This is a genomic window from Actinoplanes sp. NPDC051859, from assembly GCF_044452725.1.
GTDB lineage: Bacteria > Actinomycetota > Actinomycetes > Mycobacteriales > Micromonosporaceae > Actinoplanes.
On the sequence record NZ_JBITBX010000001.1, the window covers coordinates 1 to 21679 of the forward strand.

Consider the following 21679-nt stretch of genomic DNA (forward strand, 5'->3'; position numbering starts at 1 on the left):
GGGGGGGGGGGGGGTGGGTGTGGGCCCCCCTTTTACCTATGGCGGCCCGCCGGGGGGGGGGGGGGGGGGGCCGCCGGGGCGGCCCCCCCCCCCCCCCCCCCCCCCCACCCCCGGCTGGGCGCAACCGCGTCGGGAAACCGGAAAGCCCGGTCAAGAGACGTGCCGACGCTGGTCGCTAGTGCCCGCGACGGTGATCCGCGCGCGGTCGCCAGGCTGATCAGCATGGTCGAGAACGGCGACCCCAAGCTGGCCGAGGTCGCCGCGGCACTCGCGCCGTACGCGGGCCGGGCGCAGATCATCGGGCTCACCGGCTCGCCCGGCGTGGGTAAGTCCACCACGACGAACGAGCTGGTCCGCGCACTGCGGCAGGCCGGGCACCGGGTGGGCGTGCTGGCGATCGACCCGTCGAGCCCGTTCACCGGCGGCGCGATTCTCGGCGACCGGGTCCGGATGCAGGAGCACTTCACGGACCCGGGCGTCTACATCCGCTCGATGTCCACCCGCGGCCAGCTCGGCGGGCTGTCCGCGGCCACACCGCAGGCGGTCCGGGTGCTCGAAGGCGCCGGCTGCGACGTGGTGCTGGTCGAGACGGTCGGGGTCGGCCAGGCCGAGGTGGAGATCGTCTCGCTGGCCGACACCACGCTGGTGCTGCTCGCCCCGGGCATGGGCGACGCCATCCAGGCGGTCAAGGCCGGCATCCTCGAGATCGCCGACGTCTTTGTGGTCAACAAGGCGGACCGGCCCGGCGCCGACGCCACGTACCGCGACATTCAAGGCATGCTCGGCCTGGGCGAACGTGGCCCGGGCGACTGGCGTCCGCAGGTGGTGCGGGCGACCGCGGTGAAGAGCGAGGGCATCGACGACGTGGTCGCCGCCATCGCCAAGCACCGCGACTGGCTGGTGCAGTCCGGCACCTTGCGGCTCAACCATGAGCGGCGGGCCGCCGTCGAGGTCGAGGCCATCGCGCTCGGCGCTCTGCGTGCCCGGATGGGCTCCCTGCGTGACGGTACGGCGCTCAGCAAACTGGCCGCCCAGGTGGCGGACGGGGTGCTGGACCCGTACGCGGCAGCTGATGCCCTGCTCGCTGAGCTGGACGACCGCCGCTGACCTTTCGCTGGCGGACTCTCCTCAAGTCCACCACTGCGTGGCCGATGGGGAGAGCCAACACTCTCGCCTACCCGGCGCTAGTGGAGCCGGAAGAGGTCAGTCATGAGTCAGCAAGGGGCAGCGCGGCCGATGTGGCGCGCCGACCCGGTGGTGACCGGACTCCTCGTCCTCATCCTCGGTGCGACGCTCGGCCTCGGGCCAGATCTTGCGCCGCTCGTCGGTCAGGTGCACGTCTTCTGGTTCATCCTCCTGGTCGCCCATCTGGCGTTGGCCCGTTCGTCGTGGCGGGTCTCGGTCTACGCCGCCCCGCCCCCGGGCGCGGGTAAGGCCGAAGCCGCGCGCGGCCGCGCCGGTCAGAGCATGTGGAAGCTGTTCGCGGTCGCCGGTGGCGTCCTGGTGCTGGGCGACATCTGCCAGTTGGTGGCGGTCGTGCAGGATCCGCTGGCGCCGGAGGCCGCGGCGGGTACGGGCACGCAGATGCTGTCGATCGGCATCGCGATGGGCCTCATCGTCATCGGGATTCTGCGCTATCCGCTGGGTGAGATGGGCGCGGCGGAGAAGCTGCGGCTCCGCGTCGACGTCGCCACGGTGATGGCGGCGGCGTTCACCTTCGGGCTCTGGCTCACCGACCTGCCGTCCGGTGAACACGACACGGCCTGGTATCTGCGGGCCGCGGTCATGCTCGCGGTGCAGCCGGGCATCTTCCTCGTGCTCATCTTCGCGGTGATCAAGATCGTCCTGGGTGGGCAGTCGCCGTTCATCCGGTCGGCGGCCATCCTCGGCGGTCTCGCCGCGATCCTGCAGGCCGTGCTGCAGGCCGTACCGCTGACCATGTATGTCGAGCAGCCCACGATGTCGTGGCTGTTCGCGGCGAACGTGCTGGCGAGCGGCCTGGTCGCCATCGGCGTACGGCTGCAGGAGCGGCGGGTCCGGGCGGCGCTACCCGTGGCGGAGCGGGTGTCGAAGCGGCCGTACAGCCTGCTGCCGTACGGCGCGATGGCGGCGGTGTGGGCGCTGGCTGGCGTGGTGCTGGCGGTGCACGGGTTGGATCCGCGGACCTGGGTGGTGGCGGTCGGCGCCTTGGTCACCACGGCGCTGGTGGTCGGCCGGCAGGTGGCCGCCTTCCGGCACGTCGCCGAGCTGTTGCGGGAGCGGGACGAGCTGACCGCACAGCTGACCCAGCTCGCTTTCCATGACGGGCTGACCAAACTCGCCAACCGGGGCCTGTTCATGCGGCGTCTGCACGACTCGCTCGCCGCGGGTTCGGCCACCGTGTTCCTCATCGACCTGGACGACTTCAAGCCGGTCAACGACGCGCACGGGCACGCCACCGGCGACCAGCTGTTGATCGAGGTGGGTCGGCGGCTGCGGGCCTGCGTGCGGGACGGGGACACGGTCGCGCGGTTGGGTGGCGACGAGTTCGCCGTACTGATGGATGAGGTGTCGGCCGACCGCCGGGGTGAGGTGCACGACATCCTGGCGCGGGCGCTGAGCGGCGAGGTCCGGCTCGGGTCGGTGAGCGTGCCGCTGCGCGCGAGTATCGGCATGGCGACCGGGCGGCATGGCCTGCACCACCCGGACAGCCTGCTGCACGAGGCCGACATGGCGATGTACGCCGCCAAGGATCGTCGCCGGGCGCTGCTGGACAGCGACCGCGCGTAGCGCTCGACGCCGAAGCTTGCCCGTCTCGCCGTTTGATATCACTCTCTGTGACGCCTGGTAGCCTTGCCCCCCGCTGACCTGGGAGGAAATAGCAATGCGTAGGAAACTGTCCGTGATTGCCACCCTCGGCCTGCTCGCCGTCGCCGGCGTGGCCGGCTGCTCGACCGCTGAGGGGGACAAGGGCTCGGACGGTGCCACCAAAGCGCCGGGCAGCGGCAAGGTGGGCGTGATCCTCCCCGACACCACCACCTCGCAGCGGTGGGGAACCGACGACCCGAAGCTGTTGAAGGCCGCATTCGACAAGGCCGGCGTGCCGGTCGACATTCGCAACGCCCAGGGCGACAAGGCGCAGTTCCAGCGGATCGCCGACGAGATGATCGACGGCGGTGTCACCGTGCTGATGACCGTCAGCCTGGACGCCCCGACCGGCAAGGCCGTCCTCGACAAGGCCCGGGCCGAAGGCATCAAAACCATCGACTACGACCGGATGACCCTCGACGGCGGCGCCGACTACTACGTCAGCTTCGACAACGAGGCGGTCGGCCGGCTGCAGGCCGAGGGCCTCACCCGCTGCCTGGCCGAGCGGAAGGCCAAGACTCCCACCGTGGCCGCACTGCACGGCGCCCCCACCGACCACAACGCCACGCAGTTCCGCGAGGGCGCCGAAAAAGTCTTCCAGTCGAAGTTCGACAGCGGCGAGTTCATCAAGGGCCCGGGCCAGCCGGTCGACGACTGGAACAACCGGACCGGCGAGATGATCTTCCGGGAGATGTGGTTCCAGACCGGCCGCGAGATCCAGGGCGTACTGGCCGCCAACGACGGCCTCGCCAACTCGGCGATCTCGGTGCTGCGCCAGGACGGGATGAACGGCAAGGTGCCGGTCACCGGCCAGGACGCCACCGTGCAGGGCCTGCAGAACGTTCTCGCCGGCGACCAGTGCATGACGGTCTACAAGTCGATCAAGAAGGAAGCCGGCGCGGCGGCGGAGCTGGCCATCCAGCTCTACAACGGCAAGAAGCCCGAGCTCGGCGGTACGAGCGTCAAGGACCCCGAGTCCGGCGCCTACATCCCGGCGGTGCTGGAAAAGCCGGTGGCGATCTTCGCCGGCGACGTCGAGACCGTCATCGCCGACGGTTTCGTCGAGAAGTCGGCAGTCTGCACCGGCCAGTTCGCCCCCCTCTGCAAGAAGAACGGCATCAAGTAGTCGAGACGCGGTCGTCGGCTTCGGCCCGCCGCCCGCCGGTGACCCGGTGGGCGAGCCGGTCTAGGCCCACGAACGACAGGCCCAGCAGCCAGAACGCCACAGCGAAGAACACCGCGCTCACCGCCACCCCGGCATAACCCAGGTCGTGCACGTCCAGGAACGGGTACGGGTACGTGTCGGTGATCAGCCCGCGGATCATGGCGAACACCAGGTAGTACAGCGGGAACGCCAACCACCAGGCGGCGTAGCGCACCTTGAACCGGCGGTGCTCGTCGAACAGTAGCCAGTCCGCCACGGCGATCAGCGGCACCACCGTGTGCAGCAGTTGGTTCGCCACGGCCTCGCCCGGCGTACGGTCGACCGGCGCGTTCGCGAAACCGCTGGCCGGGTTGTCCAGCACCAGGTGGAACACCAGGCCGGTGATCGCCACATAGAGAGTGACCGCGCCCTTGAGGACCGGGTTCGTGTTCCGGCCCTGGAACAGCGCATACGCGGCGAAGATGCCGTACAGGACATTGCTCTGGATCGTGAAATAGGGGAGCAGTCCGGTCAGGGTCGAGGTCCCCGTGGCGTCCAGCACCACCCCCGTCACGACGGCGATCACGGCCAATATCCGCAGCATCTTCACGGGGGCACACTAGATCATCGGTGGGGCTTAGCGATCGTTCAGCTTTGCGCCTACGATGGGCGCCATGGACGCAGCCGACATCGCCGCCGGTCGCGAGCGCTGGCAGAAGCGCTACGACGACTCCCGCAAACGGGACGCCGACTTCACCACGCTCTCCGGGGTGAGTGTCGACCCGGTCTACGGGCCCGCGCCCGGGGACACCGTTACCGACTTCGAACGGATCGGCTGGCCCGGCGAGTTCCCGTACACCCGGGGGCTCTATCCGACCGGATACCGCGGACGGACCTGGACCATCCGGCAGTTCGCGGGGTTCGGTAACGCCCAGCAGACCAACGAGCGCTACAAGATGATCCTGGCCGCCGGTGGCGGCGGGCTCAGCGTCGCGTTCGACATGCCCACCCTGATGGGCCGCGACTCCGACGAGCCCGAATCGCTCGGCGAGGTCGGCCACTGCGGCGTCGCCATCGACTCGGCCGCCGACATGGACGTGCTGTTCGACGGCATCACGCTGCAGGACGTCACGACCAGCATGACGATCTCCGGCCCGGCCGTCCCGGTCTTCTGCATGTATCTCGTCGCCGCCGAGCGGCAGGGCGCCGACCTCAGCAAGCTCGACGGCACGCTGCAGACCGACATCTTCAAGGAATACATCGCGCAGAAGGAATGGCTCTTCGCGCCCGAACCGCACCTGCGGCTCATCGGCGACCTCATGGAATACTGCGCCCGCGAGATCCCCAAGTACAAGCCGCTGTCCGTCTCCGGCTACCACATCCGGGAAGCCGGGGCGACCGCCGCGCAGGAGCTGGCGTACACGCTGGCCGACGGCCTGGGCTACGTCGAGCTGGGCCTCAGCCGCGGCCTCGACGTCAACCAGTTCGCGCCCGGCCTGAGCTTCTTCTTCGACGCGCACGTCGACTTCTTCGAAGAGATCGCCAAGTTCCGCGCCGCCCGCCGCATCTGGGCCCGGCACCTGCGCGACGAGTACGGCGCCACCAGCGAGAAAGCCCTCTGGCTCAAGTTCCACACCCAGACCGCCGGCGTGTCGCTCACCGCGCAGCAGCCGGTCAACAACGTGGTGCGGACCGCCGTCGAAGCCCTCTCCGCCATCCTCGGCGGCACCAACTCGCTGCACACCAACGCCCTCGACGAAACCCTCGCGCTGCCCACCGACGAGTCCGCCGAGATCGCCCTGCGCACCCAGCAGGTGCTGATGGAAGAGACCGGCGTGACCAATGTGGCCGACCCGCTGGGCGGCTCCTGGTATGTCGAGGCGCTCACCGACCGGATCGAGGCCGAGGCGGAGGAGATCTTCGCCCGGATCCGCGACCTCGGCGAGGACGGCTCGATGACCCAGGGCATCCTGCGCGGCATCGAGGACGGCTGGTTCACCGCGAACATCGCCGAGGCGGCGTTCGCCCACCAGCAGTCCCTCGAGAAGAACGAGAAGCGCATCGTCGGCGTCAACGCGCACACCACCACGATCGCCAAGGACCTGGAAATCATGCGGGTCTCCCACGAGGTCGAGGTCGAGCAGAAGCGCCAGCTGGGTGCCCGCAAGACCGACCGCGATTCCGTACGCGTCCAGCAGGCGCTCACGCATCTCGTGGACGTGGCGCGTACCGGCGAGAACATGATCCCCGCCATGCTCGACGCGGCCCGGGCCGAGGCCACCCTGGGCGAGATCTGCGGCGTCCTCAAGCAGGAGTGGGGCATCTACCGGGAGCCCGCCCGCTTCTGATCGGCAGCACCGGCCCGGGGCGCCCGCGAAGGCATCCCGGGCCTTGTCGTGTGACGTCCGATATCGCCTGCCCGGCGGCGCGGCGGACACCGGCCGGTGCGTGCGAGACTAGGTAACCATGAGCGACCCACGGACCACTCCGTCGATCTTCACCCGCGGCGCGGTCGACCTCGGCGCGCTGCGGCCTGCGAACAAGCCCGCGCCCGCCGGTCCCACCGCTGCCGGTGCGGCCCCCGCGAAACCCGCCGGGCCCGCCGGAGCGCCGACGCCCGCCTTCGGTGGCGGTGCGCCCAGCACGGTGATCGACGTGACTGAAGCGAACTTCCAGACGACGGTGCTGGAGTTGTCGATGACGACTCCGGTCATCCTCGACTTCTGGGCCAACTGGTGCGAGCCGTGCAAGCAGCTCTCGCCGATCCTGGAGAAGCTCGCCGCCGAAGGCGGCGGCAGCTGGGTGCTCGGCAAGGTCGACGTGGACGCCAACCCGCGGCTCGCTCAGGCCCTGCGCGTCCAGGGCATCCCCATGGTGGTCGCCCTGGTCGGCGGGCAGCTCGTCGAAGGCTTCACCGGCGTCATCCCCGAAGTGGAGATCCGCCGCTACGTCGACGCCGTGCTCAAGGCCGGCGGCGTCCAGGTCGCCCCGCACGAGGACCCGCGGATGGACGCGGCCGACGACGCCCTGATGACCGGCGACCTCGACGCGGCCGAAGCGGCCTACAAGAAGATCCTCGCCGAGTCCCCGCAGGACCACGCCGCCGAAGCTGGCCTCGCCCAGGTCGAGCTCTACCGCCGGGTCACCGGAGTGGACGCCGAGTCGGTGCTGGCCCGCGCCGAAGCCGACCCCGACGACTTGGAAGCGCAACAGCTCGCCGCCGACATCGAAGTCCTCAGCGGACAGGCCCCCGAGGCGTACGAGCGGCTGGTCGCCGCCGTCAAGCGGTCCGCCGGCGACGACCGGGACCTCGTCCGTAAGCACCTGCTGTCACTCTTCGCCGTCGCCGGGCCGGACGATCCCGCGGTCGCGAACGCCCGCCGCTCCCTCGCCCGCGCGCTCTTCTAGGTAAGTACGGAGGGCTCCATGCGCCGCATCGCCGTACTCGACGCACCGTCCAATCTCGGTCTGCGCCCGCCGACCGCGACGTCGGTGCCGGGCTGCGCCAAAGCGCCTGGAGCCCTGCGCGACCAGGGCCTGTTGCGCCGCCTGCACGCCCGCGACGCCGGCTGCCTGACCCCGCCGCGCTACGACCCGGGCGACTGGGTCCCCGGCGACGGCGTCTGCCACGCCGCGGAAATCGCCCGCTACTCCCGGCGGCTCGCCGACCGCATCGGCGCCATCATCGACGAAGGCGAGTTCCCCGTCGTCCTCGGCGGCGACTGCTCGATCGTCCTCGGCTCCGCCCTCGCGATGCACCGGCTCGGCGAAGCCGTCGGTGGCCGGATCGGCCTGGTCTTCGTCGACGGCCACTCCGACTTCCGCCACCCCGGCAACGCCTCCTACGTGGGCGCCGCCGCCGGCGAAGACCTGGCCCTGGTCACCGGCCGCGGCCAAGCCGACCTGGCCGCCATGGAGGGCCGCCGACCGTACTACCGCGACATCGACGTCGTCGTGCTGGGCATCCGCGCCCAGGACGAATACCGCCTCGACCTGCAGGCCGCCGGCATCGTCACCCGGCCCGTGCCCACCCTGCGCGCCGAGGGTGCCGCCCGCAGTGCCCAATGGGCCCGCGACCAGCTCGTGGACTGCGCCGGCTACTGGGTGCACCTCGACGTGGACGTCCTCGACCCGGCCGTCATGCCCGCCGTGGACGCCCCCGAGCCGGGCGGCATCGCCTTCCCCGAACTGGAACTCCTGCTGGCCGGCCTCGTCGAGTCGCCGCACTGCCTCGGCGTGGAAATCACGGTCTTCGACCCCGACTACGACCCCGACGGTGCGTACGCGGAGGAGATCACCGCGGCGATCGTGGCAGGCCTGCAGTCGGCACACGCGGTCGACGCCCGCCCGGACCTGATCGCCGCCCGCGCCGACCTCCTGGCCCCCGGCGCACCCGGCACCCTCGCCGCCCGCGCCGATCGCCCCGCTGGCTCTCGTGTTGATGGTTCCGCTGTCGGCTCGCTCGCTGGTCTTTCCGCCGTGGGGTCGCTCCCCGCCAGCGCTGATCTGCAAGCCGCCGGCTCGCTCGCTTCCCGTGCCGATCTTCCGGCCCTCTCGACCGAAGACCGCCACGAGCCAGCCTCCGCCCTGCCGGTCGACAGCACCGAACTGCCGGCCAGCGTTAGCTCCGCATTGCCGGTCAGCGGTAGCTCCAGCCTGCCGGTCGGTGGGAGCTCCAGCCTGCCGGTCGGCGGTAGCTCCGCCCTGCCGGTCGGCGGTAGCTCCGCCCTGCCGGTCGGCGGTAGCTCCGCCCTGCCGGTCGGCAGCATCGCCGTGGACGAGAGCGATGATCGGCCAGTGGACGCTGAGCTGGTGGAGGACGAACCGCTGCTCGATGCCGAGCCGGTGTCCGACGCCGAGGCGGTTTCCCATGCCGAGCTGGCGCTTGACGGCAAGCCGGTGCCCTCCCTCGTCTCGGCGAGCAGCGCTGAGCTGCCGCACGCTGCCGAGCCGGTGTCATTTGGGGCTGTGGACGAAGCCAGCGTTGTGGACGAAGCCAGCGCTGTGGACGAAGTCGGCGGTGTGGACGAAGCCGGCGGTGTGGACGAAGCCGGCGGTGTGGACGAGCCGGCGTTGCGGCCGCTCGGGGTCGCGCCGCGGTTGGACTCTGCGCCGTTGCCCGCGACCATGCCGGGAATGCTGCGGCCCCGGCAGGTGGAGGATTTCTCCCTGCCGGCGCAGCGACCTGCGTTCGAGCTTGAGCCGGAGACCCGCGCCTGACGGCAGCTATTTCCGGAGGCTGTTCAGGAAGTCCTTGACGATGGGGACTGCGGTGCCTTCGCCGGAGCCGCCTTTCTCGACCAACACTGCGAAGGCCAGGTCGTCCTGCCAGCCGATGAACCAGGCGTGGGTTTCTTCGGAGCCGTTCGCGAATTCGGCCGTACCCGTCTTGCCGTGCACCGGGCCGCCGGGCATGGTCCGCAGCGCGGTGGCGGTGCCCTTGGTGATGACTTCGCGCATGACCGTGCGGAGCGGTTCCACTGAGGTCGCGGCGAGCGGGCTGCCGTCCGGAAGCGCGTTCGGCGGCGCCGGGTCGAGGACGAGGCGGGGCTGCTTGAACTGGCCGCGGGCGACCGTTGCGGCTGCGCCGGCCAAGGCGACCGGGCTGACCGCGGTCGCGCCCTGGCCGAACGATGCTGCGGCCAGCTCGGTGGGGCTGTCAGCCGGGGAGACTTTGCCGCTGAACGAATCGGCGCCCAGGTCCCACTTGGCGCCGAGCCCGAGCTTCGCCGCCGCGTCTTGGAGGCCGTCGGCGCCGAGCTGCGGGGCGAGGTTGACGAAAGCGGTGTTGCACGACTGGGCGAAGTCTGTCCGGAACGGCACCGAGCCCAGCGCCATGTCGTGCGCATTCTTGAACTTGCGGCCGTTCACCGTCTTGGTTTTGGGGCAGTCGACTCGGCCGTCGAGGGTGATCGCCTTCTTGTCGAGCAGGCCCAGGGCGGAAACCATCTTCCAGGTCGAGCCGGGCGGGACCTGGCCGGTCAGGGCGGTGTCGGCGCCGCCGCCGTTCGGCCCGTTGGCTACCGCGACCACCGCGGAGTCGCTGATCCGGATCGCCACGAGCGCGCTGGGTTGTTTGACTCCGGCGATGGCCCGGTCGGCGGCTTCCTGGGTGCGGATGTCGAGCGTGGTCCTGATCGGCTTCCCGGCGATCGGTTCGATGCTGAAGATCTGCGCGTCCACGACCTTGTCGTCTGGCGTCTTGCGGGCGATCACCACGGACTGGCCCGGGGTGCCGCGCAGCTGGGTGTCGTAGCGCTGCTGGAGTCCGCCGTGGCCGACCTGGTCGCCCTGCGCGAGGGTTTGCGGGTTGGCGTCGAGGTCGTCGCGGGTGGCGGCACTGACCGTGCCGAGTGAGGCCCGGGCGAAGGCGCGGCTGGGCGCCAGCTCGCTGACATCCTCGCGCGTCAGGGTGCCTTCGAGGGCGAGAACCCGGGTGCGGACCTTGGCGAAGTCGGCCTCACGCAGCGTGATCACGTCGACGAATGCGTCGGGCTTGGAGCCTTCGATGCGCGCGGTCAGGTCCTTGAGATCAAGCTCGACGTCGATCTTCCGCAGCTCGGCGGCGAGCTCTTTCAGGAGTTTGTCCCGGTCGGGGATTTGTTCGGGGCTGACGCCGATGACCGTAATCGGGCGCTGCGTCACGATTGGCTTGCCGTCCGGCCCTTGAATGTCGGCCCGGTCGGCGGCCTTGCGGCGCAGCTCGAGGCGGTCGCCGTCGGTGAGCTCACTGTGCACGATTGCCGGCTCCCACACGACCCGCCAGCCGTCGGAACCGGCCTTGGTCAGCCGTACGGTGCTCTGGTAGGACCAGGAGGCGCCGCCGGGCAGCGTCCAATCGAGCTTGATGGGTCCCGAAGCGATGTCCCCGGTCTCCGCCGGATCGCCCTGTTTTGACAGCAACAGTGACGACTTCGCGAGATCTCCGGCGAGGGCCTGGATCTGGCCGTAGGTTTCTTCTGCGGAGATCCGGCCGCCGGCCGCGGTCACGAAGCCGACCTTGCTGAGGTCGCCGCCACGCCAGCCGTCGAGGAACGCATCGAGCGTCTGCTCGGGACCGTCCGGGCCCGAGCATGCGGTGGTGCCGGTGGCGGCCAGGGCGAGGCAGACCAGTGCGGCGGCTGCTCGGCGAGCGCGTCCGCTCGAGTGCATGATGCGCTCCTGTCGGGGTACAAATCCTACAAACGTACGGAACGCTAGCGGCTCGACGAGTGGGCCGGTGGACCGTACTGCATGAGATGTGTGAATTCGTTGTCGGATCGTCGCCTGGAGGACCCCGGGTGCGCCGAGGCCGTCGGAGCCAGGCTCTAGGCTGTTCCCGACACGTCGAACCCACAGTGTGGTGGGTGAGGGGAGCCGACCGCGATGACAGATACCGACGAAGCAGCCACCGAGTCCGATCCCGAGCTGGATTTCGGTCCCGGGCCGGGACTGGCCCTGACCGGCCGGCTGGGCACGTCTGACGACGAGCTTGATGAGCCGTTGCCCAACGCCGAGCGGCTGGTCGCCCAGGCCGTCGCGATCGCAGGCGAGGACCACGCCGCCGCGGCGCTGGTGGGCCGCTACTGGCGGTTCGCGCCGGATGAGGAACTGGTCGGCTATACCCCCGAGGAAATGTTCGAGGCCGCCGCACGGCACCGCGAGCTGGCCGCCACCCGGCTGCCCGGGGAGCTGAAGCTCGATATCAGCGCACCCTGCGAGGCGCAGCCGCACACGGTCATCTCGATCGTCACCGACGACATGCCGTTCCTGGTCGACTCGGTGACCGCGCTGCTCACCGCCCACCAGCTCCAGGTGCACCTGCTGGTGCATCCGCTGATCGTCGTGCGCCGGGAGCCGTTGGGCGCCCTGGCGCAGGCCGAGGCGGAGGTCGAGCCGGACGACGCGATCGACGGCGACCTCGTCGAGAGCTGGATCCGGGTCGAGATCGATCCGGTGCGCACCGTCGAGGCCCGGGAGCAGCTGCACAACGAGGTGCGCCGCATCCTCACTGACGTCCGCGACGCTGTCGAGGACTGGCCGCGGATGCGGCAGCGGGCCCTCGTCATCGCCGACGAGCTGGCCGCTGCCCGCGGTTCGGAGCACAAGCTGCCAGTGCCCGACAAGGACGTCACCGACTCCATCGAGCTGCTGAAGTGGCTCGCCCACGACCACTTCACCTTCCTCGGCTACCGCGAGTACCAGCTCGACGGCGACATGCTGAAGGCGGTGCAGGGCTCCGGCCTGGGCATCCTGCGCACCGACCAGAGCACGCCGCGCAAGCTGTCCTCGATGGCTCCCGAGGCACACCAGCGCGCGCTGGAGAAGCGTCTGCTGGTCATCACCAAGGCCAACTCGCGGGCTACCGTGCACCGCTCGGCCTACCTCGACTACATCAGTGTCAAGGTCTTCAACGACCACGGCGAGGTGTGCGGCGAGCGCCGGTTCCTCGGCCTGTTCTCCAGCTCCGCCTACCGCACCAGCGTGCGGGAACTGCCGGTGGTGCGCCGCAAGGTCATGGAGGTGCTCGACCGGTCCGGCCTGTCGCCGCGCGGGCACTCCGGCAAGGACCTGTTGCAGATACTGGAGACGTACCCGCGGGACGAGCTTTTCCAGATCAAGACCGACGACCTCTATGAGGCCGTGATCGGCGTGCTGCGCATGGCCGGGCGTCGGCAGCTGCGACTTTTCCTGCGCCGAGACGGGTACGGCCGCTTCATCTCCTGCCTGATCTACCTGCCCCGCGACCGGTTCACCACCGGCAACCGGCAGGCGATGCAGGAGATCCTGCTGCGCGACCTCAACGGCGTCGGAGTGGACTACACGACCCGGGTCACCGAGCGGATGCTGGCCCGCGTGCACTTCATCGTGCGGACCGACCCGGCCGACCCGCCGGGCGTCGTGGACCCGAACTCGCTGGCCGAGAAGCTGGCCGACGCGACTCGCATGTGGGACGACGACTTCTCCCTGGTGCTCGAGCGCAAGCTGGGCGAGGAGCAGGCGAAGGTGCTGTTCCAGCGCTACGCGGCCGCCTTCCCGGACAGCTACAAGGACGACCACACGCCGCACGAGGCGGTCCAGGACATCGCCAAGCTGGAGCTGCTCGAAGAGGCCGGCCAGCTGGAAATGCACCTGTACCGCAAGCGCCGGGTCGCCCGGGACGGCAGCACCGAGCCCGACAACCACGACATCCGGTTCAAGGTCTTCCGGTACGGCGAGCCGATGATGCTCTCCGCCGTCCTGCCGGTGCTGCACTCGCTCGGCGTGCAGGTCGTCGACGAGCGGCCGTACGAGGTACGCCGCCCCGACGGCACCGTCTACCTGTACGACTTCGGGCTGCTCCCGCCGTCCGCGCACCGCGAGCTGTCCGAGGTGCGCCCGCAGGTGGAGAACGCGTTCGCCGCCGCCTGGCAGAACGAGGCGGAGGTGGACGGGTTCAACGAGCTGGTCCTGCGCGCCGGTCTGACGTGGCGGCAGGTCGTGGTCCTCCGGGCGTACGCGAAGTATCAGCGGCAGACCGGCGCGGTCTTCTCGCAGCGCTATGTGGAGTCGACCTTCATCGCCTACCCGGAGATCACCCGGCTGCTGGTGCGGCTGTTCGAGGTGCGCTTCGCGCCGAATCTGGAGATCGGTGAGGAGGAGCGGGCGCGCCGCTCGGATGAGCTGGTGGAGCAGATCACCGGCCTGCTGGACGGGGTGGACAGTCTCGACCAGGATCGGATTCTGCGGTCGTACCTGACGCTCATGCAGGCGACCCTGCGGACCAGCTTCTTCCAGCGCGGCGCCGATGCGCGACCCAAGACCTACGTCGCGTTCAAGCTGGACCCGCAGGCGATTCCGGATCTGCCGCAGCCGCGGCCGAAGTTCGAGATTTTCGTCTATTCGCCGCGGTTCGAGGGCGTGCACCTGCGCTTCGGCGCGGTGGCGCGTGGTGGTCTGCGCTGGTCGGACCGGCGTGAGGACTTCCGCACCGAGGTGCTGGGCCTGGTCAAGGCGCAGATGGTGAAGAACGCGGTGATCGTGCCGGTGGGTGCCAAGGGCGGCTTCGTGTTGAAGCAGAAGCCGGGCGACCGGGACGAGGCGGTGGCCTGCTACCGGCTGTTCATCGGCGCGCTGCTCGACGTCACGGACAACATCCTGAGCGGCAAGATCATCCCGCCGCGGGACGTGGTCCGGCACGACCCGGACGACCCCTACCTGGTGGTGGCGGCCGACAAGGGCACCGCGACGTTCTCCGACCTGGCGAACGAGATCTCGGTCAGCAAGGACTTCTGGCTGGGTGACGCGTTCGCCTCGGGCGGGTCTGCCGGCTATGACCACAAAAAGATGGGCATTACCGCCCGCGGTGCCTGGGAGTCGGTCAAGAAGCACTTCCGTGACCTGGGCACCGACACCCAGACGCAGGACTTCACCGTGGTCGGCGTCGGCGACATGTCCGGCGACGTCTTCGGCAACGGCATGCTGCTCAGCGAGCACATCCGGCTGGTGGCGGCGTTCGACCACCGGCACATCTTCCTGGACCCGACGCCGAACGCGGCGGTGTCCTTCGCCGAGCGGCAGCGCCTGTTCGACCTGCCCCGGTCCTCCTGGGCCGACTACGACTCGTCGCTGATCAGCGCGGGCGGCGGGGTCTATCCGCGGACGGCGAAGTCCATCCCGGTGTCTCCGCAGATCCGGGCGGCGCTCGACCTCGGCGATGCCGCGGCGGTCAGCCCGGGCGAGCTGATGCGGGCCATCCTCGCGGCGCCGGTGGATCTGCTGTGGAACGGCGGCATCGGCACCTACGTCAAGGCGTTCTCGGAGACCCACGCCGACGTCGGCGACAAGGCCAACGACGCCATTCGGATCAACGGCCGGGACGTGCGGGCCAAGGTGGTCGGCGAGGGCGGCAACCTGGGACTCACCCAGCGTGGCCGGATCGAGTACGCCCGCAGCGGCGGCCCGGTCGACGAGGCCGGCAGCACCACCGGCGGCCGGATCTTCACCGACTTCATCGACAACACGGCCGGCGTGGACTGCTCCGACCACGAGGTCAACATCAAGATCCTGCTCGGCGCCGCGGTGACCGACGGCGAAATGACCATCCCGGAACGCGACGAGCTGCTGGCGGCGATGACCGACGAGGTCGCCATGCTGGTCCTGCGGGACAACTATGAGCAGGCCACCGCGCTGGGCAACGCCCGGCAGCAGGCGCACTCGTTGCTGCCGGTGCACCGCCGGATGCTCACCGCGATGGAGCAGGCCGGCCAGCTCAACCGGGAGCTGGAGGCGCTGCCCACCGACAAGGAGCTCGCGCTGCGGCACGAGGCCGGCGAGGGGTTGACCCCGCCGGAGTTCGCGGTGCTCCTGGCGTACGTGAAGATCTCGTTGGAACGCCAGGTGCTCGCCGACGGCATCGTGGACGAGGAGTGGACGAACGGGGTTCTCGCCCGGTATTTCCCGACGCCCTTGCGCGAGCGGTTCGCGGCTCGGATGGCCGGACACCGGCTGCGCCGGGAGATCATCTCCACCGCCCTGGTCAACGAGGTCGTGAACCGTGGCGGCACGTCCTTCGTCTTCCGGGCGATGGAGGAGAGCGGCGCGTCGGCTGCGGACGTCATCCGGGCATACGTGGTGATCCGCGACGTCTACGGCATGCCGGAGCTGTGGGCTGCGGCGGAGCGGCTCGACAACGAGGTGCCCACCTCCGCGCAGACCGCTGTCTACCTGGAGACCCGGCGCCTGCTCGACCGGGCGGTTCGCTGGCTGGTCAGCAACCGGCGGTCGCCGATCGACGTGGCCGGCGAGATCGAACGGCTGCAGCCCGGCGTCGGCCGGCTCGTGCCGCAGCTGCCTGAGGTCGTCGTGGGTGGCGAGCGTCGCTCGATTGAGGCGCACGTCGAAACGCTGATGGAGAAGGGCATCCCGGCGGACCTTGCGCACAAGGTGGCCCGGGTGGTCTACGGCTTCGGTGTCCTGGACATCCTGGAGACCGCCAAGGCGACCGACCGGGACGCGATGGAGGTGGCGGACGTCTACTTCGTCCTCTCGGAACGCTTCCAGATCGACCGCCTGTTGTCGCACATCTCCCGGCTGCCCCGGGGCGACCGCTGGCAGACCCTGGCCCGCATGGCGCTGCGGTACGACCTGTACGCCGCGCTCGCCGGCCTGACCGCGGAGGTCCTGCAATCCACGCCGGCCGACGCGCAGGCCGAGGACCGGGTCTCGGAGTGGGAGCAGGTCAACGCGGCCTCGATCGCCCGCGCCGGTAACGCGATGGGCAACGTGGACGAGTCCCCGGCGGACCTTGCCGCGTTGTCGGTGCTGCTGCGCCAGATCCGTACGCTGGTGAAGACGTCAGCCGCTAGCTGACTGGAGGCCCCCGGTGCGAGTCGCGCCGGGGGCTTATCAGTGGCCCAGTTCCTCGCGCATGAAGGTCTCGATGGCGATCGCCAAGCGGTCCGGGGCCTGACGTTCGGCGCTGTGGCCCTGGCCGTGCATCAGCAGCCGTCGGGTTCGGGGCAGTGCCTGTTCCAGCGCGTCCAGCCGATCCGCCAGGTGCCGCGGCGACCGGTCCCCGCCGATCAGCAGCATCGGCAGGTCCAGCTGTGCGTATTCGCCGAGTCGGTAGCCCAGCGCGTCGATCGCGTCGTTGTCGTCGAGCTGCCGGACCACCCGGTCCCGGTAACGGCTGTGGCCGACGACGAAACCGCCCGCTGCCGCCGCGGCTGAGGACAGCCCGACCACATCGCGCAGGAAAATCGTCAGCGCCTTTCCCGGCTTGCCCGCGGCCAGGGCCGCCCGGGCGGGGATGAGCAGGTCGCCGCCGAGCGGGTCGCCCAGGACGACCGGAGGCTCGTAGAGCACGGCCCCGGAGTAGCAGGTCGGGTCGGCGACCATCGCTTCGAGGGCGAGCACGGCGCCCGAGGAATGCCCGACCAGCACCGGACGGTCCAGCTCGGCGGCGATGGCCGCGACGTGATCCACCTCGTCCGCCATGGTGACCGGTCGGGGCAGATCGAGCCGGTACTGGCGGCGGTGTAGCCGTACGGCCCGGAAACGGTCGAGCAGCAGGTTGGTGACCGGCGTCCAGGAAGCACTGTCGCCCATGCCGCCGTGCAGCACGAGTAGCGGGGCGCCCAGCCCCTCGTCGACCGCCTCTGCCACCGTCGTGTCGATCGCTGTCGCCCGCATCGCACTCCTCGAAGATCTCAGCACCTCTCGCCAATGTAGGCGCCGGTGCGCCGGGTCAGGCCAAACCGGCTGAGGGACGACCCGTCTGGATGCCGAGCCCGAGGCAGGGCGGGAGGATGCAGCTATGACCATCGCACCTGTCGGCACGGACGATCCCGAGCTGGAGAAACGACTCTCCGACGAGCTAGACAAGATCAATAGTGCAGCCATCGACGCCGACGACGAGCTGCCCTTCTCGATCCGAGCCACCGATGAGGACGGCGCACTCGTGGGCGGCATCACCGGCTACACCTGGGGTGGCTGCGGCGGGATCACCTCGCTCTGGCTGGCCGAGGAACAGCGCGGCAAAGGCATCGGCGCACGGCTGTTGGCCGCGGCCGAGGCGGAGATCAAGCGGCGCGGCGGCGACCGGGTCGTGGTGGCTACGATGTCGTTCCAAGCTCCCGGGTTCTATCTTCGACACGGATATCGGGAGGTCGGGCGGACGCCGGGCATGCCGGGCGGCACGGCGAAGCATCATTTCCACAAGTCGCTGCCAACCATTGCGGGCCCGGTTTCGTCTAGGAGGACATGAGGATCAGCCGGGGCCGGGACGCCGACGCCGACGAGACGTTCACCGCTTTCGTTGCGGCCCGGTCTGCCCGGCTGATCGCGCACGCCGAGCTGCTGTGTGGGCATCGGGAGCAGGCGCGCGACATCGTGCAGAGTGTGCTCGTGCGGGCGTACCAGCGGTGGCGGCGGATCGAGCACGACGACCCGTACGGCTATGTGCGCCGCGCGGTGACGAACGCGGTCACCGACTGGTGGCGGGCCGCGCACAAGCGCCATGAACGTCCCGTCGACGTGTTGCCCGACCGGCCGATCGCCGACAGCGGCTTCGAGGATCGGGGGGCGCTGCTGAGCGCCCTCGCCGCCCTGACTCCCCGGGAGCGTGCCGTGGTGGTGTTGCGCTACTTCGACGACCAGACCGAACGGCAGGTGGCCGAGACGCTCGGGGTGAGCCTCGGCACCGTGAAGTCGACCTGTCATCGCGCTCTGCGCAAGATGCGGGTCGCCCTCGACGACGAGGGGTGCCGGCCCAGTTCGTTCCTGGTCAGCGCGACCCTGACCACCGCTGTGCAGGTGCAGTGCTGATGCGTACTCCGAATGATGTGCGGATCGCCATGCAGGACCTGGCGCGCACCGCCGAGCCGCTGTCGGCCGCGGGGGTGTTGCAAGCGGCGCAGCGGCAGCGTGCCCGCCGGCGTTGGGCCGGCGCTGCGGGCACCGTGACGGCCGTTCTAGCGGTGACCAGCGGGATCGCCGCGGTGAACCTGGATCGGATGCCGGTGAACAGCATCGCGGCTGTCAGCGAGGAGCATGACGCGCACCGGCAGTTGGAACGCTCGGTGGACGGGCTGCGGGAGGGCAACTACGCCTTCACTCGCAGCGGCGCGCGGGGGCTCGCCGACGTGACTCGCGGCGAGGTGCACGGCGACAGTTATGTGGTCGAGTATGTGGGCAGGCAGTCGACGATGCGGATCGATGCCACGACCTACCTGCTGCCGTCGGGTGGGTTGAATGCGCGGCGGACCAGCTATTTGGCGCGGTCTCGGCGGGAGGGCGTCAGCGATGCCGAGCTGCGCAAGCTGGAGGGAGTCTTCACCGAGCTGGACGGCTCGCGGTGGCTGCGGGTGGATGCCGTTCGGCTGACCAGCGCCGCGGCCAGCGAGCAGCAGAGCAGCCTGGACCAGCTGGCCGCGGCGCCGTCCACCGACCGACCCGACATCACGGGCGTGGACGCGCTGGTCAACGCGGTCGTGACCGCTGAGCAGTCCGGCCACACCATCACGGGCACGCTGGATGCCACCCGCGTGGACGAGCGGCTGAGGTTGCTGGAGGCCGACTTCGCCTATTTCGGTCCGCAGGTGCGGTCCCTGGCCTATCGCGCCACCCTCGACGATGCGGGGCGCCTCAGCACGCTGCGGGTGGACCAGCCGGATTCGCCCGAGTTGGCGCCGGCGGCACCGCTCGCCATCACGATCTCCCGGTACGGGCAGGCTCAGGTGCCGCCGGCGCCGATCGACGCCGCCGAGCTGAGTTCGCTGGGCTACGACCTGCTCGCCGGCGACGAGGACTGATCGCGCGTACCCCCAGGGGGTATAAGCTGTCGGTATGATCCGGCAGATCGAGCTCGACATCGGCGGCATGACCTGTGCCGCCTGCGCCAACCGCATCGAGAAGAAGCTCAATCGGCTCGACGGCGTCACCGCCACGGTCAACTACGCGACGGAGAAGGCCCGCGCCACCGTCCCACCCGGCCTCACCGCCGCCGATCTCATCGCCGTGGTGGAGAAAACCGGCTACACCGCCGCCGAGCCGCAGCCCGAGCCCGAAGCCGTCGTCGCGCCGCCGGCCGATCCGCTGCGCACCCGGCTCCTCGTCTCCACGGTGCTGACCCTGCCCGTCGTGGTGCTGGCGATGGTGCCCGCCTGGCAGTTCGACTACTGGCAGTGGCTGTCGTTGACCCTCGCCGCCCCCGTCGTGGTCTACGGCGGCCTGCCGTTCCACCGCTCCGCCGCGGTCAACCTCCGGCACGGCGCCGCCAGCATGGACACCCTCGTCTCGCTCGGCACGATCGCGGCCTTCTGTTGGTCGCTGTGGGCGCTGTTCCTCGGCGACGCCGGCATGCCCGGCATGACGCATCCGTTCGCGCTGCGGGCCGGCAGCGACGGCGACGCGATCTATCTCGAAGCTGCTGCCGGCGTCACCACGTTCCTGCTGGCCGGTCGCTATGCCGAAGCCCGTGCCAAGCGCCGGGCCGGTGACGCGCTGCGGTCGCTGCTTGAGCTAGGCGCGCGGTCGGTCACCCTGCCGGACGGCCGCGAGATCCCGGTCGACCAGCTCGCGGTCGGCGACCTTTTCCAGGTACGCCCCGGCGAGAAGGTCGCCACCGACGGGCAGGTCGTCGACGGGACCTCCGCCATCGACCAGAGCCTGATCACCGGCGAGTCCGTCCCGGTCGAGGTCGCCGCCGGAGCTGCGGTCACCGGCGGCACGGTCAACGCCGGCGGCCGCCTCATCGTCCGCGCCACCCGGGTCGGTGCGGACACGCAGCTCGCGCAGATGGCCCGGCTCGTCGAGCAGGCACAGGACGGCAAGGCCGCGGTGCAGCGCCTCGCCGACCGCATTTCTGGCGTCTTCGTGCCCGTGGTGATCGCCCTTGCTGCCGCAACGCTGGGCTTCTGGCTGGGAGCGGGGCATTCGACGGCGGCGGCGTTCACGGCTGCGGTGGCCGTACTCATCATCGCCTGTCCGTGTGCCCTCGGCCTGGCCACGCCGACGGCCCTGTTGGTCGGCACCGGCCGCGGCGCCCAGCTCGGCGTCCTGATCCGGGGCGTGGAAGCGCTCGAGTCGACCCGCCGGGTGGACACGATCCTGCTGGACAAGACCGGCACGGTCACCACCGGTGCGATGACGGTCGGGCAGCTTGTGCCGGAGCCGGGCACGTCCGCCGAGGAGCTGCTCCGACTGGCGGGCGCTGTCGAGGCCGCGTCGGAACACCCGCTGGGGCGCGCCATCGCACGAGCCGCAGCCGAGCACGGTCCGGTGCCGCCGGTGACAGATTTTCAGGCCACGCCGGGAGTCGGCGTCCGCGGCACGGTGGCGGGGGCGCTGGTGGAGATCGCCCGGGGCCAGGGCGCGACCGCTGAGACGTGGGTCGAGGTGCGCGTCGACGGCACGCTGCGTGGACGGCTCGCTCTGGCCGATCCCGTACGCCCGACCAGCGCCGCGGCGATCACGGCTCTGCGCGGGCTCGGCCTCGAACCGGTCATCGTCACCGGCGATGCCCAGCCGGTGGCGGAACGGGTCGCCGCGGAGGTGGGCGTCACCCGGGTGATCGCCGGTGTCCTCCCCGCAGGCAAGGTCGACGCCGTCCGCCGGCTGCAGGCGGAAGGCCGCTCGGTCGCCATGGTCGGCGACGGCGTGAACGACGCGGCGGCGCTGGCCCAGGCCGACCTCGGCGTGGCGATGGGCGCGGGCGCGGACGTGGCTGTCGAAGCCTCCGACCTCACCCTGATGCGCGACGATCTGATCGCCGCGGTCGACGCCGTCCGGCTGTCCCGCCGCACGGTGCAGATTATTCGCGGCAACCTGTTCTGGGCCTTCGCCTACAACGTGGCAGCGCTCCCGTTGGCGGCGATGGGCCTGCTCAACCCGATGATCGCGGGCGCGGCGATGGCGCTGAGCTCGATCTTCGTGGTGGGGAACAGTCTGCGTCTGCGGCGCTTCCAGCCGTGGCGTACGCAGGCAGTGTGAGCCGGGCGCTATCTCCCGGCGGTCGCTCCCGAAACCAGCGGGGCGCCCGGCTCACCATCTGTACCACCGCGAACTGCTGCCGGACTGGTCCCGAAGTCCGGCGATCCGCGGCGGCATTCCCCAGATCCACCTGCGGACATGACGCTACGTGATGATCGCCCGGCTGCGGAAGCGCTGCGTGCATGAATCAGCCGTTCGGTCCGTCCCGACCGGCGACAGATCCGATGCCTCGCTTCC

13 protein-coding genes and 1 pseudogene are annotated in these 21679 nt (G+C 70.3%); 11 read left to right on the forward strand and 3 right to left on the reverse strand.

Features of this window, described 5'->3' with window-relative positions; genetic code table 11:
- The first annotated feature begins 114 nt into the window (after positions 1–114).
- The 3 genes from meaB to ACIA1L_RS00015 all read left to right on the forward strand — a co-directional run bounded on the left by meaB (position 115) and on the right by ACIA1L_RS00015 (position 3973).
- Positions 115–1107 carry a methylmalonyl Co-A mutase-associated GTPase MeaB gene (gene meaB / locus ACIA1L_RS00005; protein WP_396070955.1) on the forward strand — a complete coding sequence of 331 codons (993 nt, stop codon included), beginning with the start codon at positions 115–117 and terminating at the stop codon, positions 1105–1107.
- A gap of 102 nt (positions 1108–1209) precedes the next feature.
- Positions 1210–2769, forward strand: a complete 1560-nt coding sequence (locus tag ACIA1L_RS00010) for a diguanylate cyclase domain-containing protein (RefSeq protein ID WP_396069941.1) — start codon at positions 1210–1212, stop codon at positions 2767–2769.
- Positions 2770–2863: 94 nt separating this feature from the next.
- Positions 2864–3973: a sugar ABC transporter substrate-binding protein gene (locus ACIA1L_RS00015; protein ID WP_396069942.1), complete on the forward strand. Its 1110-nt coding sequence runs from the start codon at positions 2864–2866 to the stop codon at positions 3971–3973.
- Here the strand turns inward: ACIA1L_RS00015 and ACIA1L_RS00020 are convergent.
- Positions 3966–4595 (reverse strand): Pr6Pr family membrane protein, encoded by a 630-nt coding sequence (locus ACIA1L_RS00020; RefSeq protein WP_396070956.1) that lies wholly within the window; start codon positions 4593–4595, stop codon positions 3966–3968. The genes ACIA1L_RS00015 and ACIA1L_RS00020 overlap by 8 nt on opposite strands.
- A 70-nt stretch (positions 4596–4665) precedes the next feature.
- Here ACIA1L_RS00020 and ACIA1L_RS00025 point away from each other — a divergent pair, with 70 nt between their 5' ends.
- The 3 genes and pseudogenes from ACIA1L_RS00025 to ACIA1L_RS00035 form a co-directional block, all read left to right on the forward strand.
- Positions 4666–6339 (forward strand): methylmalonyl-CoA mutase, encoded by a 1674-nt coding sequence (locus tag ACIA1L_RS00025; RefSeq protein ID WP_396069944.1) that lies wholly within the window; start codon positions 4666–4668, stop codon positions 6337–6339.
- 118 nt (positions 6340–6457) lie between these two features.
- Entirely contained in the window at positions 6458–7399 is a 942-nt protein-coding gene (locus ACIA1L_RS00030; RefSeq protein ID WP_396069945.1) for a tetratricopeptide repeat protein, read from the forward strand.
- Positions 7400–7417: 18 nt separating this feature from the next.
- Positions 7418–8288 (forward strand): annotated as a pseudogene (locus tag ACIA1L_RS00035) (arginase family protein); the annotation flags it as partial.
- 929 nt (positions 8289–9217) lie between these two features.
- Here ACIA1L_RS00035 and ACIA1L_RS00040 read toward each other — a convergent pair.
- Positions 9218–11143 carry a penicillin-binding transpeptidase domain-containing protein gene (locus ACIA1L_RS00040; RefSeq protein WP_396069948.1) on the reverse strand — a complete coding sequence of 642 codons (1926 nt, stop codon included), beginning with the start codon at positions 11141–11143 and terminating at the stop codon, positions 9218–9220.
- A gap of 213 nt (positions 11144–11356) precedes the next feature.
- On the opposite strand from ACIA1L_RS00040, the gene ACIA1L_RS00045 reads away from it, so the two are divergent.
- A complete protein-coding gene (locus ACIA1L_RS00045) occupies positions 11357–16321 on the forward strand; it encodes an NAD-glutamate dehydrogenase (protein ID WP_396069950.1) in 4965 nt (1654 codons plus the stop codon).
- Between the two features lie 36 nt (positions 16322–16357).
- Here ACIA1L_RS00045 and ACIA1L_RS00050 read toward each other — a convergent pair whose 3' ends face one another.
- The gene (locus ACIA1L_RS00050) at positions 16358–17143 is read right to left on the reverse strand and encodes an alpha/beta fold hydrolase (protein ID WP_396069952.1); all 786 of its coding nucleotides are present in this window, start codon (positions 17141–17143) and stop codon (positions 16358–16360) included.
- Between the two features lie 124 nt (positions 17144–17267).
- Between ACIA1L_RS00050 and ACIA1L_RS00055 the strand changes: the two genes are divergently transcribed.
- From ACIA1L_RS00055 to ACIA1L_RS00070, 4 genes are read left to right on the forward strand one after another with little or no spacing between them, the layout of a single operon-like run.
- Positions 17268–17717 (forward strand): GNAT family N-acetyltransferase, encoded by a 450-nt coding sequence (locus ACIA1L_RS00055; protein WP_396069954.1) that lies wholly within the window; start codon positions 17268–17270, stop codon positions 17715–17717.
- Positions 17714–18277, forward strand: a complete 564-nt coding sequence (locus ACIA1L_RS00060; protein WP_396069956.1) for a SigE family RNA polymerase sigma factor — start codon at positions 17714–17716, stop codon at positions 18275–18277. The genes ACIA1L_RS00055 and ACIA1L_RS00060 overlap by 4 nt, the downstream gene beginning before the upstream one ends.
- Entirely contained in the window at positions 18277–19263 is a 987-nt protein-coding gene (locus tag ACIA1L_RS00065; RefSeq protein ID WP_396069958.1) for a hypothetical protein, read from the forward strand. Before ACIA1L_RS00060 ends, ACIA1L_RS00065 begins: the two co-directional genes overlap by 1 nt.
- 34 nt (positions 19264–19297) lie before the next feature.
- Complete coding sequence (locus ACIA1L_RS00070) at positions 19298–21442, forward strand: heavy metal translocating P-type ATPase (RefSeq protein ID WP_396069959.1); 2145 nt, start codon at positions 19298–19300, stop codon at positions 21440–21442.
- Positions 21443–21679 lie beyond the last annotated feature (237 nt).

Excerpts from the sequence above, each read along its gene's own strand:
- ACIA1L_RS00010 (WP_396069941.1), top strand. The coding sequence starts at position 1,210 with ATGAGTCAGCAAGGGGCAGCGCGGCCGATGTGGCGCGCCGACCCGGTG.
- ACIA1L_RS00015 (WP_396069942.1), top strand. The coding sequence starts at position 2,864 with ATGCGTAGGAAACTGTCCGTGATTGCCACCCTCGGCCTGCTCGCCGTC.
- ACIA1L_RS00020 (WP_396070956.1), bottom strand. The coding sequence starts at position 4,595 with ATGCTGCGGATATTGGCCGTGATCGCCGTCGTGACGGGGGTGGTGCTG.
- ACIA1L_RS00030 (WP_396069945.1), top strand. The coding sequence starts at position 6,458 with ATGAGCGACCCACGGACCACTCCGTCGATCTTCACCCGCGGCGCGGTC.
- ACIA1L_RS00065 (WP_396069958.1), top strand. The coding sequence starts at position 18,277 with ATGCGTACTCCGAATGATGTGCGGATCGCCATGCAGGACCTGGCGCGC.
- ACIA1L_RS00045 (WP_396069950.1), top strand. The coding sequence starts at position 11,357 with ATGACAGATACCGACGAAGCAGCCACCGAGTCCGATCCCGAGCTGGAT.
- ACIA1L_RS00050 (WP_396069952.1), bottom strand. The coding sequence starts at position 17,143 with ATGCGGGCGACAGCGATCGACACGACGGTGGCAGAGGCGGTCGACGAG.
- ACIA1L_RS00040 (WP_396069948.1), bottom strand. The coding sequence starts at position 11,143 with ATGCACTCGAGCGGACGCGCTCGCCGAGCAGCCGCCGCACTGGTCTGC.
- ACIA1L_RS00025 (WP_396069944.1), top strand. The coding sequence starts at position 4,666 with ATGGACGCAGCCGACATCGCCGCCGGTCGCGAGCGCTGGCAGAAGCGC.
- ACIA1L_RS00070 (WP_396069959.1), top strand. The coding sequence starts at position 19,298 with ATGATCCGGCAGATCGAGCTCGACATCGGCGGCATGACCTGTGCCGCC.
- ACIA1L_RS00060 (WP_396069956.1), top strand. The coding sequence starts at position 17,714 with ATGAGGATCAGCCGGGGCCGGGACGCCGACGCCGACGAGACGTTCACC.
- ACIA1L_RS00055 (WP_396069954.1), top strand. The coding sequence starts at position 17,268 with ATGACCATCGCACCTGTCGGCACGGACGATCCCGAGCTGGAGAAACGA.